The sequence below is a fragment of the Curtobacterium sp. L1-20 genome, from assembly GCF_048755855.1.
GTDB lineage: Bacteria > Actinomycetota > Actinomycetes > Actinomycetales > Microbacteriaceae > Curtobacterium.
In genome coordinates this window covers 97,753-110,059 of the sequence record NZ_CP151472.1, presented here as the reverse complement: position 1 = coordinate 110,059, position 12,307 = coordinate 97,753, and the positions used below count along the sequence as shown (strand labels likewise).

Genomic DNA, 12,307 nt, shown 5'->3' with positions numbered 1-12,307 from the left:
GGTGTCCTTCCGCGACGATGCCGTTCCTCCGCTACTCGATTCCGGACATCTCGCGCTGAGTGATGGAGCGTCCCTGTACTGGGAGACCTCTGGACGCGCCGACGGCGTGCCTGTGCTGTGGTTGCACGGCGGCCCGGGGTCGGGTCTGCGAGGGGAGCGCTACCGACGCAAGTTCGATGCGGATCGCAACCTCATCATCGGCGTGGATCAACGTGGCTGCGGACGCAGTGTGCCACTGGTCACCGACGAGCTCAGCTCACTCGCCGGCAACACGACCGAGCGGCTGATCGCCGACCTGGAGGAGCTGCGCGCGTTCCTCGGACTGGAACGCTGGATCATTACGGGTGGCTCCTGGGGCAGCACCCTGGCGCTGGCGTACGCGGCTGAGCATCCCGAACGGGTCATCGGCGTGGTCGTCGGAGCAGTGACTACGACGTCCCGTGACGAGGTGGACTGGATCACGGAGGGCGTCGGCCGCATCTTTCCCGAGGCCTGGGCGTCGTTCGAAGCAGCATCGGGTCGCCGGGAGGGTGAGCGCGTGGTGGAGGCGTACGCCCGCCGGCTCGCTGACCCGGCCGACGCGGCCGATCGCGGCCGCGCCGCCGCCGACTGGGATGCGTGGGAGTCCACCCACGTCTCACTCGACCCGGCATGGACACCGGGGCCAATGCACCACGACCCAGTCGAGCGGGCGGTGTTCAGCACGCTTGTCACGCATTACTGGGCCAACGACGGGTTCCTGCCCGGCAACCGGGCCATCCTGGCGCGCACCGACCGGTTGGCGCACGTACCGGTCGTACTCATTCATGGCCGCCGTGACGTCAGCGGACCAGCCGTCACACCATGGCGGCTGCATCAGCGCCTTCCGCGCAGCGAGCTCCACGTGGTCGAGAACGAGGGGCACGGCGGCCCCGGGCAGACCGAACTCATTCGCGAGGCGGTCGCCCGGCTGACAGCGACGGCCGGCACCTAGGCTGCCGGGTCGCGGGCCGCAGCTGTGTTGATACCGGGTTGGCACCCACCGTGCGGACTAGACCCAACCCCTACCGCCGCCCCGTAGCCGATCGGTTATCGGACTGTCTCGCGATGAGTCGTAGGTCCGTCAACCGATTGCTCGATGGGCCGCATTCGCACCCGTCCACCTGTATCCGCTTCACCGCGACGGCGGTCTGCCTCCTGACTCTCATACGTCAGAGACAATGCGGTGTGATCTCTGGATTGACTCTCCCCGCCACCATCACCTCCCGGGACAACGAGCTGCTGCTCCGACGGGCCACAGCCGCGGACCTGCATCCGATCATCCGGCTCCTGTCGGACGACCCAATCAGCGCCGGGCGCGGCGACGTAGCGAGCACCGCAGACGAGGTGGCCTACGCGGAAGCGTTGCAGCGCATCATCGACGACCCGAACAACGATGTGCTCGTCGTGGAAGACAAGCACGCAGCCGTCATCGGCACGCTGCAACTGACGGTCATCCCCGGAATGGCTCGACGAGGCAGCGCCCGGCTGCTGGTCGAGGCAGTCCGCGTAGCCGGCCCACAGCGGTCTTCCGGCGTCGGAACAACTCTGATGCGATGGGTTATCGAGCAGGCCGCGATCGAACTTAAGACTCCGCTGGTGCAGCTGACCTCCGACTCTGCGCGTACCGACGCGCACCGCTTCTACCGTCGTCTCGGTTTCATCGATTCCCACGTCGGCTTCAAGTTCGCCGTGTCGTTGCCCGACGCGCCTGCCCGGTAGACGATCGGCTACCGGGCTCGTTTGATGTGCTGATGGCCGCCGCGCTGCTTGGGGCGGGCGGTCAGTCATAGCGACAGCATCCGAGTGTGGTGGCGCAGATCTTCCGCGGGCTTAACTCGTCCGCGAGGTGCGGGGCTGCTCGGGGTAGGTGCACTTCCAGCCTCGGTGGTCGTCGGTCGTGTCGCTGCCTTGTCCGTCAGTCAGGTGTCTTTGCACGGTGATGGCGTGACCTGCGGTGAGCTGGCCGCCGTCGGCTTCGTACGAGAGCGCGATGTCGATTTGGCAGAGGTCGAACCGCTCGAGCAGGCCTGAGGTGGTGTCGTTGGCTGCGGCCACGTACCGGTAGACGCCGGGCGTTTCCTCGGTTGCCTGGCCCATTGCACCCTGACGCTGACCGAGATCGGTTGCGGGCCAATCCTGGGTCGCGTCGCCCAGAGGCGTCGTCACGGCGGCTGCCTGACCACTCGAGTCCGCGTCGGAAGGCGATGCTGCATCGGTTGGATGGGAGGCGTCGGCAGGCGTCGATTGCTTTGCCGTGGAAGAGGAAGATGGGACACGCCAGTTTTTCTCATCGCTCGAGGCGGAGCAGGCGCTCACTCCCAGAGTGATGCTCAGAACCAGTGCGATTCCGATTCCCCGGAGCATGTTGCGCTGGTCCAAGTGTTCCCCCTCGTCACTGTGCAAGTTCGCCCGGTTTCAGTCGATCGGAGCTTACCGTCCGTCCATCCCGCTCGGACTGTGCGCGAGTCCCGCTAGCGGATCGGCTAACGGAACGAGCGGATCCGAGCCGAGCAGAACGGCTAGGTGAAGAAAATGAGAGTGCCGACGCCGATCCAGGCGAGGCCGATGCTGGCCAGCGCAGAAAGGCTGGCGACGCCGGTAGCGATGATCGCTGACACTTGTTCCCTCCAGACGCGGAGAGAGCTTGCCGCGATGCAAAGGGCAAAGACAGCGACAGGCAAGGTCGCGATCATCGCGGCAGCTTGTAGGGCCGCAGCGCCACGATCATCAGCTGCGGGCGGCAAACTCCCGGCGTCGTAGTCGAACTGGGACGGCGGGGTCTGACTAGCGGGGTCAAACACACCGGTTGCGACGAGCACAGCGCCCCACAGAACTATCAGTGCAATCGCGAAGAGCGCGCGAGCGTTAACCCGCTGTAACTGTTCACGCCCTCGACGGCTCATGCGGTGACCCTAGCGCCAGGCGACACCAAGCGGCCGTTGAGGATCGGTATGCGAACACCCGTTCGCAGTCCTCGGTTATTGTCTGCTCATGACATCGGAGGTCGCAATCGAGTACTCGAGGCGAGCGGCTGAGTACGCCGAACGGCTGGGATCCATGACGACGGTGCATCCATCCGATGCGCACCTCGTTTCCACGTGGGCTGCAGGAGTTGAAGGCCCGCTACTGGACGCCGGCTGTGGCCCTGGCCACTGGACGGCTTACCTCCGCGAGCTCGGCCATGACGCCTCGGGAATCGACCAGGTCACCGGCTTCATCGACCACGCCAGGGCCTCACATCCGAGTACGCCGTACGCGATCGGGAACCTCGACGCGCTCGACGCCCCGGCCGACAGCTACGGCGGAGTCCTCGCCTGGTACTCGTTGATCCACCACGAACCGGCAACCGTTCGTCGTCCTCTTGCGGAGTTCGCGCGCGTACTCCGGCCTGGCGGCCGCCTGCTCGTCGGCTTCTTCGTTGCCGACGACGTAGACCCGTTCGATCACGCCGTTGTCACCGCCTACCAGTGGTCGAGCGCGGCGCTCAGCAAGGAACTGGTCGCTGCGGGTTTCGACGTCGACGAGACGCACACCCGGACCGAGTCCGCACCTGTCCCTCGCCCGCACGGTGCGATCCTGGCCCGACTCCGCCCGACCGGCTGAGACCAGTCCGGCCGACGTTCGTTGTACGAAACGGGCGAGCGCGGTTGAGTAGGGCTATGCCAACGACGTCGGTGTTCAAGCAGATCCCGCGTGAGGAGTGGATCGCCGACAACGCTCTGGTCTTCGCGATCTGTGACGCGCACCCCGTGTCGCCGGGGCATGCCCTCGTCATCCCGAAGCGGGTGGTGGCGAGCTGGTTCGACGCCACTGCTGACGAGGTTGCAGCGATGACCGAACTGGTGGCCGTCGTGAAGCACCAGCTCGATGAGAGTCACAGTCCCGCCGGCTACAACGTCGGCTTCAACGATGGTGAGGCGGCAGGTCAGACGGTCTTCCACGCCCACGTGCACATCATCCCTCGCTTCAACGGAGACGTTGCGTCGCCGGCAGGAGGAGTCCGTCACGCCGTCATCGGCCGCGGGTATTACTGAACCGATGCTCGCCCGGCGCTCGGGGTAAACGGCCCTGTACGAATACGACGCGATTGCTCACGCCTGGAGGCGGGTTCGTGCTCTCTCCCGGCGTCGAGCCGCCCGCCCTCGTGCCAGGATGACGCGGTGGAAGCCGAGCGACGACCCGACGAGCAGTACGACCACGACGAGCTCGATGCAGCGATACGGGCGTGGACCGCATCGGCTGGCCCGTCCGTCGCAGGCATCGCCGTCACGGCCGTCCTGGCGGCGTGCTGCGTGCTCGGCGCCGGCTTCTGCGCGCTCGTCGCCTTCGTCGGGGCCGGAGTCGGCATCGGGGACCCGGATGCCTACAACGGATGGGCGTGGACGGCGCTCGTAGCCGGCCTGGTCGGCGCCGCCAGCCCGGTCGCGCTCGCGGTCGTGACGTCCCGGAGTCGGCCGGGCAGCGCCAGTGCGGTCGCGACGTTCGTCGTCGCTGGGGTCCTCGTGGTGTTCGGCGTCCTGGCCGCCCTGGTGGGCGTCGGCGTTCTCGCCGGGTGACGACGGGCGCTCACCGCTGCGACAGCCGCGTCGCTCACGGACGATAAGTGAAGGATTGCTCTCGGCGCGGCCCACCAGGAGCGTCCGACCAGTAGACCGTCACGACGAGCGCGCTGTCGTCGCTGTTGCGAGGGGCGCTGAACTTCACCGGGCCGTCGACGACATCATCCGAGGCCGTGCCTGGCAGTGGCACTTCGAACTCGTACGTGCCGTTCTCAGCGAGGGGGCGCTGCGGGCCGTTTCCCTGCCAGAGCATCTCGCGGGCGTCGGAGTCGGTCGTTGATAGTTCGACCTCGACGCCGTGCGCAAGATCCCCGCGACGAGTCAGCTCACAGCTGACGACGGACGGGCCCGGAACCACGGGATCGGACCACCGCACATCCCAAGCGCTCATCCGTGCAGGGTACGCCGGCGCTTCGGCTGGGGATCGGCTAGCGAGACGGGCTTGGACGCCGGTGCGGCCGTAGTCTCACCCACGGAAGTTTGTTCGTGGCCAGATCAGTATTCGACTGCAACGTGTTTGCGCGCCGGGCACACCTCCGCTTGCCTGGTCGCGTCAGGCGGTCTTGGCCCTGCCTTGGAGGCACACGGCGACGGCGACGGCGACGGCGACGCAGATGCCGCCGTTTACCCAGATCGCGGTCGTCACCCCGTCGAGCACGGCAGCAGCCTCCGGGAGGGCACTGCCGAGCGCGACCGCGGTGAAAACGGTGCTCATGATCGGGGTGCCCATCGTGATGCCCACCTGCTGGCTCATGGTGGTCAGACCTGTCGCGAGGCCTTGCTCGTCGTCCGGGAGCCCGGAGGTGGCGGTGACCATGAACCCGACGATGACGACCAGGTTCGCAACTCCCCCGACGAACGTCGCGACGAGGACCAACCAGATCGACGCTTCGGCAGCGCTGATCAGGACCAGGAGCAGCGTCGCCGCGCCTTGGACGAGGAACCCGCCCACGATCGCCGCCTTGTTCCCGAATCGGCCAATGATGCGCGGTCCGACGAGGCCGCCGACGACGGTGCCGATGCCGAGCACGGCGAATGACAGCCCCGCCTCCAACGGTGAGTACCCGAGCACCTTCTGCAGGTACAGGGTGAGGAGGAACACTAGCGACGTCTCGGTGATGAAGGCCAGCATCCCCGCGGCGTTGCCCCATGAGACGTTCGACCGGGTCAGGATCCCGAGCGGCACGAGTGGGAACGCCGCACGTCGCTCGATGAGTGCGAAGGCGACGAAGAGCACGACGGCAGCGGCGAACAAGACCAGGTTCACGGAGTCCGTCCAGGACGTCTCCGCGGCACGGGTCAACCCGAACACGAGCGCCAGCAGACCGAGCGTGACGGTGATCGCGCCCGGGGCGTCCAGCCGGGTGCGCTGCGCAGCACGGCTGTCCTGCAGGACCCTCGGCGCGACGATGAGGACGCCGACCGCGACGGGGACGTTGATCAGGAACGCCCACCGCCAAGACAGCAGGTCGGTGAGGAGCCCGCCGAGGATCGCGCCGGTGGTGAAACCCGCTGCCATCAGCGCCCCGTTCAAGCCGAGCGCCTTGTCACGGGCCTTGCCTTCCGGGAATGCCCCGAGCAGGAGCGCGAGCGCTGCGGGGACGACGATCGCCGTCGCGAACCCCTGCGCGACGCGTGCGATCAGGAGCACGGCGGGGCTGATGGCGAGGCCGCCGGCGAGGGAGCCTGCGCCGAGGAGCGCCATGCCGATGAGGAACATGCGGCGGCGACCGGCGATGTCCGCGACGCGACCCATCAGCAGCGTGAAGCCGGCTGCGCAGAGCGCGAACGCGGTCGCGATCCACTGCAGGTTCTCGAGGGCAAAGCCCACGTCCGCTCCGATGGTCGGTAGGGCGACGTTGAGGATCGAGAAGTCGACGGCGAGGGTGAAGCTCGCGGCGAGGAGGATCACCAGTGCGACGCGTTGCTTCGCAGTCATCACCTGCCCGTCGTCGCCGGTCGGGGTGGTCGTCGTTCGTTCGGTCGTGTGTTCCGTGGTCACGGTGACCCTTCCTTCGTGCACGGGCGGAACGAGTCCGCGTGGGAGTGCTGTGCTGCAACGATCGCGATGCGGTGACAGATCAGCCACACCCCGCCGTGCCTGTCACTGCCAGTGACAGGACGGATCGGTCTAGGTCGCACGAGAATGGGGACATGAACGGTCCGAACGAACTGGGGAACTTCCTTCGCGTCCGTCGCGCCGCCCTGCGCCCCGAGGACGTCGGGCTGCAGGAGTACGGTGTGCGACGCGTCCCGGGGCTGCGTCGCGAGGAGCTCGCGATGCTCGCCGGGGTGAGCGCGACGTACTACTCACGGCTCGAGCAGGGGCTGAGCACCAATGCGTCGGAGGCGGTCATCGCGTCGATCGCGCGGGCACTGAGCCTCACCTCGGACGAACGTGCGCACCTGTTCAACCTGGCTCGGCCCGAGCACTCGGCTCCGAAGCGCAAGAGCGTGCTGCGGCCCGACTACGCCCGTCCCGGGACGCTCCGGTTGATCACGTCGCTGGCGTCGACGCCGGCGGTGATCATCGGGAAGCGCAGCGAAGTGCTCGGGTGGAACGGGCTCGGGCACCGGCTCGTCGCGGGGCACCTGGACTTCGACAGTCCGGAACGCACGAACGTCCGACCGAACATGACGCGGATGCTCTTCCTCGACGCTCACACCCGGGAGCTCTACGCCCGGTGGCAGGAGGAAGCGGTCCGTGCCGTGTCGTCGCTCCGAGTCCTCGGTGGGAGGAGCCCCGACGACGCCGAACTGACGGCGCTGGTCGGGGAGCTGACTATGAAGAGCCCGGAGTTCGCCAAGCTGTGGGCGAAGCACCCGGTGGAAAACTGCGTGTCCGGGGCGAAGTCATTCCGGCACCCGGACGTCGGCGACTTCGAACTGAACTTCGAAGTGCTCACGCCACCGGACGACTCCGGTCACCGCGTGCTGATGTACACGCCGGACGCCGGCTCCGCCGGTTCCAACGCACTCAAACTCCTCGGCCGTGAGGTCGAGGAACGAGCCACGGATCTCGCGGCAGCCACCTGACTTCGACGGCAGGACGGAGGGCTGTCACCATGCCAGGATCGAGTTATGGGGGAAACGATCGTGCTGCCGGCTCAGGAGCCGCGGCGAGATGCACTTGAAGCCGACGGGTGAGTCATCGTGGCTCGGTCGTTCGGAGCGCAGCTTCACTCAGACGGCATCAACGACCAGCGATTGCACGCGTTGATTGCCGGCGCTGGCGGATCGGTGCGGGAGCTCGGAGACGCGGACGTTGATGCCGTGTTGCACCTGGACGCGATAACGATCGAGGATTACCCGGGGAGTGCTGCGACGCAGCACACGCCCCTCGACCGACGTGCAGCCACGCCGGGCGTTTCGAGGCGGGCGTTCGGCGCGTTCGGGCCGGAGGGCGATCTCGTCTCGATGACGTTCGTGGACGTCGACGGAGTGGAGGCTGAGACGCACTTCACCGTTGTCCACCGAGCCTGGCGCGGTCAGGGTTTGGGCATCGCCGTAAAGGCGGCTTCCGTACTCACGCTCGCAGCAGAGGGCGTCACCCGATTTCGCACTGGCGGTTCCGCGGACAACGTCGCGATCCTCCGAGCGAACGATGCGGTGGGCTACGTCCGCGACGAGGAGTGGGTGACGCTCGAGCAAGACGTCCGGTAGCGGATCGGTTATCGAGACAGGCCAGTAAGGGCGCGCGACCATGCGACTTCGGTGCCAAGCTGGCCGGTTCCCACGAACAGGCGTACCTGTTGCGTCTCGGGCAACACGGCCGCCAGGTGTTCTCGGTTGGCGTTGGTAAAGCCGAGCTTCTGCCAGAACGGCCCAGATCGTCGAGAGAACAGCCAGGCGCGCGATGCCCCGGCCTGTGCCGCTTGTTCGAGTGCGAACATGGCGAGGCGCGAGCCGGCACCGGCCGCACGACGGTCGGGTGCCACGGCGACGCTCCGAATCAGCGCGTGGGTGCCGTCCCGGCTCAGCTCGAAGCCGGTGCTACCGATCACTGTCCCCGCTTCGTCCCGTTCGATCCAGAGGTGAACGGTCGGCTCGTCGAGACCGGCAAGGGTGAGGTCAGCGTCGCGCAGGAAGGCACGAAGGGGTTCGACGTCATGCTCGGTCACGGTGTAGAACGTCACACGCTCATCGTTCCAGCACTCGGCGTCCGGTGGCCGATCGATCATCGGACGGTCCACTGAGGTCGGTGGCGTCAAGCTCGTGTGGGCGCGTCCCCTGCGCCTCGCCGGATCGTTCTCGTGCGCACTTGCTGCAACGCGAAGAGGCACAGTACGACCGAGCCGATCGCCATCACGAATGAGTCGACTTCCTCGCCGGCGAACACTTTCAGCGTCACAGTCGCTGCGGCCGCCCACGGGAGCCACGCGACGGCGATCGCCGCAGCCAGGACCGTCCGCCGCTGAGCGAGTAGGACGAGGACGCTGACGAGGACGATCCCTCCAGCTGATGCCAGCACCCAGGGAGCGAGCGCGATGCTCCACCAGCCAGCGTCTCCGACGAACTGCGTCTCCCACGGACGTGCGGTGGGGAGTCGCAGGAAGCCGAAGAGCGCCGACGCGATCCCGACGAAGCCGAACGCGGCAAGGCTTGTGAGTCTGCGGCGTGGATCGCCGATGGAGGCGAAGATGACCAGCAACGCGACGAACACGACGGTGGTCGACCCAGGTCCGTTCCAGTTCCCAGTTGCCGAGCGGAGCAGGGCCGCGCTGACCACTCCGAGCAACGCCACGACCCCGATCGCATGGGTAAGTACCCGCGATCCGGCGACGGCCGCGACGAACATGAGCAGCACAGGCGCGATGAACAGTGGCGCGGCGTTCAGGAACGGCCCGAACAGTGGAACGTTGTCGGGGACCATGCCCCTGTCGAAGCCTTGTGGCCATGAGACGAAGAAGAAGTACGTCAGCGTGAACGCGGCGGCAACTCCGACCGAGATGGACGCCACGAGCGCCCGCACGTCCTTCGGGCACACGACGTTGATCCACTCCGCCAGCCCTCGTCCGCGAAGGTCGACGAGCTCGCCGGTGGCCGGGGCTGTTCGGCCTTCACTGTCCGCGACGTCGAGGAGGACCCCGACCATCGCCTCGCCGAATCGGCGTCGCCACCTCGGCGGGTACCAGCGCACCGCTGCCCGGTACTGCTCTTCCAGGTTCGCGCTGGTCATGCGATGCCCCCACGTGCGATGAATGCTGAACCGGTGACGTGCCCGGTCTGGAAGCCCTGCAGGCGCCGGCGCGCCGCGCTCGCGTTCGCTTCGAGTCGGCGCACCTCGCTCTCGAGAGCGTCTCCACCCGCGGGCGTCAGCTCGAAGTACTTCCGCAGGCGACCATCGACAACTTCCTCCCCGGCTTCTTGCACCAACCCCTGATCGAGAAGACGGTCGAGGACCGCGTACAACGTGCCGACCTTCAACCGAACCCGGCCGTCCGAGATGGACTCCGCTTCCGCGATCAGGGCGTACCCGTGGGCTCGGCCCCCTGCCAATGCCGTCAGCACCAACAGTGTCGGCTCTCGCATCTCACTGTTACTCATACCGCCATTATACTCATGCGATCAGAGCATGCGGAGGCGAAGTTCAAGTGAACCCTTCGCCGTCTCGATGACCGATCGGCTATCGAGACGGTTGTTGGACGGCAGCGCATCTCGGCCGGCGTTCCGAAGAGCCCACCCCTTCGGTTGTGCGTCCCAGTACCGTCTGGCGCGGGTACCGAGTTGTCATGGCGGCCGGTGTCCGGGTTGGGAACCTCACCACTTCCCAGCGGGACGGGATCGAGTGTTCATCCTCTCCCGGCCCGGCCCGGCCCGGCCCGGCCCGTCCCGGGAGCGGGGGCTGTCAGCTCAGGCTGAGGGGCTACCGGTCTAGGCGGTTGAGGTCTGACGAGGCGGGGAGCGGTCGGCGCGCGTTCGGGTCGCGAGCCGGCCGCTCGTTGGATAGGGGCCTTCCCGGTGCGCGCGGAACGCCCCCCACATGTTCGCTCCGCGCTCGAGATGCGGCGTCCGTCCCGGCTCCGCTAGGCAGAGAGCGGGACGGACCCGTTGGGAAGGGGATCAGGCCCTCCACGTGCAACGGTAGGGCTGGAAGGGGTGATGATTGGCGTGTTGCCGGGGTGAAGCGTCACCGATCTGGGGTGACATCGGCCCGCGTGCCTGGTCGCTGATCCTTGCCGCGGCAGGGCTGTCCTCTGCTGGTGTGATCCGGGACCGGCTGGCGAGGGAGGCGGCCGGACTACTTGGGGGTGGTGAACCCGTTTGGGAACCCGGCGCGGTGGGCGTAGTCGACGGCTTGCTGCCGTGAGGTGACGTTGAGCCTGCGGTAGAGCCGTCGGGTCATGGTCTTCAACGTGTTCGAGCTGATGAACAGCGTCGTCGCAATCTCGCCGGCGGTGAGCTCGGTGGTCAGCAACGCGAGGATGTCGTTCTCCCGTGGAGTCAGCTCTGGGAGGTCCCGGCGGGCGGAGCTGATCCGGATTGCGGCTTGTGTGTCGCTGCCAGAGATCGTGATGAGCTGTTTGAGGTCGTCAGGGGCGATGGTTTCGTACCCGGTGTGCAGGCCTGCGTGCTGGATGAGCGCGTCAGCGCGGAGGAAGTCGTGCGCGGCGGTGTCGGTGTAGCCGAGCGCGAGTGCTGCGGCGGCGTGGACGAGGAGCGCGTTGGACTGCAGTCGGGGTTCGACGCCATCTTCGGTGACGGGCTGGCTGAGTCGCATCGCGTCACGGTCGCGGCGTTCCACGTGCGCGATCGCCGCCGCGATGACGCGGTCTGAGTAGGAGAGTTCCACGTGCGAATCGAGGTTGTCGACGATGCGGCCGCGGAGGAGCAGGACGCGGACGCGACAGGCGCGGGCGAGGCGACCGTTGAACCCGACGCTGTCGAGGACGCCTGGGTGTTCCTGCGCGTGGTTTGCGAGTCGGGTCTCAGTGACGGCAGCATCGGCGACGTTGTGTGCGTGGAGGGACCGCACCCAGAGCGCGGCAGCCCAGTACTCGCCGAGCCCGACCGCGTCTGCTTGATCGAGGAGCATTTTCGCGCCGGCGAGGTCGTCGCGGTCGGTGCGGATGAGCGCTTCCGTGATGTGCAGGGCGGCGTCGTACCGGTCATCCGTCACGCTCTCGTCGTGGGCGCGGCGCACCCACTGGTCGGCGAGGTCAAGCCGGCCGCGTTCGGCGTGCAGCCAGGCGGCGTGGCTGGCGGCTCGGCGCGCCACTCGAGCTTGCCCGGTGTTCCGGGCGACTTCGTAGGTCCGTTCGTACTCGACGCGAGCGGCGGGCGCATCGGCGGCGTCGAGGGATCGCGCCCACTGCATGCGCAGGTGCGCCAGGGACGTCGCGATCGCTGCCGCTTCAGCGATCGGCGCGGTGTTGAGCTGCGCAAGCGCATGCTCAGCGATCTCCGCCGCTCTGACGGGGTGGTCCTGGGTGCGGGCGGCGGCGGAGTCATTGGTCAACGTGATGAGACGATCCAGCAGCGTCTGATCAGCGAACGCCGGCTGGGTGCGTTCCATCGCCGGGTGCACCCGAGCTGCACGGCCGCCGTTGGCGACGTGTTCGAGGTGGTTCGCGGCGACCAGCAGCCCGGGGCGCCGCATGAACGCCTCCCCGGGAAGGCTCTTCACCGCGTCGAGGAGCTCCGTGGGATTCGTGGCGGCGAGTTCGTCCCAGTGCTGCTCGACCAACGCGGCTGCAGCTTCCCATCCCTCCTGTGCAGCGGAGCTC

At 67.4% G+C, this 12,307-nt stretch carries 15 protein-coding genes; 7 read left to right on the top strand and 8 right to left on the bottom strand.

What is annotated here, in order from left to right; translation table 11 throughout:
• Window position 1 precedes the first annotated feature (1 nt).
• Both AAEP86_RS00595 and AAEP86_RS00590 read left to right on the top strand, forming a co-directional pair.
• A complete protein-coding gene (locus AAEP86_RS00595) occupies window positions 2–973 on the top strand; it encodes an alpha/beta fold hydrolase (protein ID WP_420367196.1) in 972 nt (323 codons plus the stop codon).
• A 233-nt stretch (window positions 974–1,206) separates the two neighbouring features.
• Window positions 1,207–1,740: a GNAT family N-acetyltransferase gene (locus AAEP86_RS00590; protein WP_420367195.1), complete on the top strand. Its 534-nt coding sequence runs from the start codon at window positions 1,207–1,209 to the stop codon at window positions 1,738–1,740.
• A gap of 111 nt (window positions 1,741–1,851) precedes the next feature.
• On the opposite strand, the gene AAEP86_RS00585 is transcribed toward AAEP86_RS00590, so the two are convergent.
• Together AAEP86_RS00585 and AAEP86_RS00580 are read right to left on the bottom strand one after the other, a co-directional pair.
• Window positions 1,852–2,400 (bottom strand): hypothetical protein, encoded by a 549-nt coding sequence (locus tag AAEP86_RS00585; protein ID WP_420367194.1) that lies wholly within the window; start codon window positions 2,398–2,400, stop codon window positions 1,852–1,854.
• A gap of 140 nt (window positions 2,401–2,540) precedes the next feature.
• On the bottom strand, window positions 2,541–2,924 hold the full coding sequence (locus AAEP86_RS00580; RefSeq protein ID WP_420367193.1) for a hypothetical protein: 384 nt from the start codon (window positions 2,922–2,924) through the stop codon (window positions 2,541–2,543).
• 88 nt (window positions 2,925–3,012) lie between these two features.
• Between AAEP86_RS00580 and AAEP86_RS00575 the strand changes: the two genes are divergently transcribed.
• The 3 genes from AAEP86_RS00575 to AAEP86_RS00565 all read left to right on the top strand — a co-directional run bounded on the left by AAEP86_RS00575 (window position 3,013) and on the right by AAEP86_RS00565 (window position 4,577).
• Window positions 3,013–3,624: a class I SAM-dependent methyltransferase gene (locus tag AAEP86_RS00575; protein ID WP_420367192.1), complete on the top strand. Its 612-nt coding sequence runs from the start codon at window positions 3,013–3,015 to the stop codon at window positions 3,622–3,624.
• Between the two features lie 71 nt (window positions 3,625–3,695).
• Complete coding sequence (locus tag AAEP86_RS00570; protein WP_420367191.1) at window positions 3,696–4,055, top strand: HIT family protein; 360 nt, start codon at window positions 3,696–3,698, stop codon at window positions 4,053–4,055.
• Between the two features lie 126 nt (window positions 4,056–4,181).
• Entirely contained in the window at window positions 4,182–4,577 is a 396-nt protein-coding gene (locus tag AAEP86_RS00565) for a hypothetical protein (RefSeq protein ID WP_420367190.1), read from the top strand.
• A 34-nt stretch (window positions 4,578–4,611) separates the two neighbouring features.
• Here the strand turns inward: AAEP86_RS00565 and AAEP86_RS00560 are convergent, their stop codons facing one another.
• Both AAEP86_RS00560 and AAEP86_RS00555 read right to left on the bottom strand, forming a co-directional pair.
• A complete protein-coding gene (locus AAEP86_RS00560) occupies window positions 4,612–4,971 on the bottom strand; it encodes a hypothetical protein (protein ID WP_420367189.1) in 360 nt (119 codons plus the stop codon).
• A 162-nt stretch (window positions 4,972–5,133) separates the two neighbouring features.
• A complete protein-coding gene (locus AAEP86_RS00555) occupies window positions 5,134–6,519 on the bottom strand; it encodes an MFS transporter (protein WP_420367230.1) in 1,386 nt (461 codons plus the stop codon).
• A 215-nt stretch (window positions 6,520–6,734) separates the two neighbouring features.
• Between AAEP86_RS00555 and AAEP86_RS00550 the strand changes: the two genes are divergently transcribed.
• Complete coding sequence (locus tag AAEP86_RS00550; protein ID WP_420367188.1) at window positions 6,735–7,616, top strand: helix-turn-helix transcriptional regulator; 882 nt, start codon at window positions 6,735–6,737, stop codon at window positions 7,614–7,616.
• A gap of 117 nt (window positions 7,617–7,733) precedes the next feature.
• Window positions 7,734–8,243 carry an acetyltransferase gene (locus tag AAEP86_RS00545; protein ID WP_420367187.1) on the top strand — a complete coding sequence of 170 codons (510 nt, stop codon included), beginning with the start codon at window positions 7,734–7,736 and terminating at the stop codon, window positions 8,241–8,243.
• Window positions 8,244–8,251: 8 nt separating this feature from the next.
• Here AAEP86_RS00545 and AAEP86_RS00540 read toward each other — a convergent pair whose 3' ends face one another.
• The 4 genes from AAEP86_RS00540 to AAEP86_RS00525 form a co-directional block, all read right to left on the bottom strand.
• Entirely contained in the window at window positions 8,252–8,716 is a 465-nt protein-coding gene (locus tag AAEP86_RS00540) for a GNAT family N-acetyltransferase (RefSeq protein ID WP_420367186.1), read from the bottom strand.
• Window positions 8,717–8,787: 71 nt separating this feature from the next.
• Complete coding sequence (locus AAEP86_RS00535) at window positions 8,788–9,759, bottom strand: hypothetical protein (RefSeq protein WP_420367033.1); 972 nt, start codon at window positions 9,757–9,759, stop codon at window positions 8,788–8,790.
• The gene (locus tag AAEP86_RS00530; RefSeq protein WP_420367032.1) at window positions 9,756–10,127 is read right to left on the bottom strand and encodes a PadR family transcriptional regulator; all 372 of its coding nucleotides are present in this window, start codon (window positions 10,125–10,127) and stop codon (window positions 9,756–9,758) included. The genes AAEP86_RS00535 and AAEP86_RS00530 overlap by 4 nt, the downstream gene beginning before the upstream one ends.
• A 694-nt stretch (window positions 10,128–10,821) precedes the next feature.
• Complete coding sequence (locus AAEP86_RS00525) at window positions 10,822–12,267, bottom strand: LuxR C-terminal-related transcriptional regulator (RefSeq protein ID WP_420367185.1); 1,446 nt, start codon at window positions 12,265–12,267, stop codon at window positions 10,822–10,824.
• Window positions 12,268–12,307: the final 40 nt, after the last annotated feature.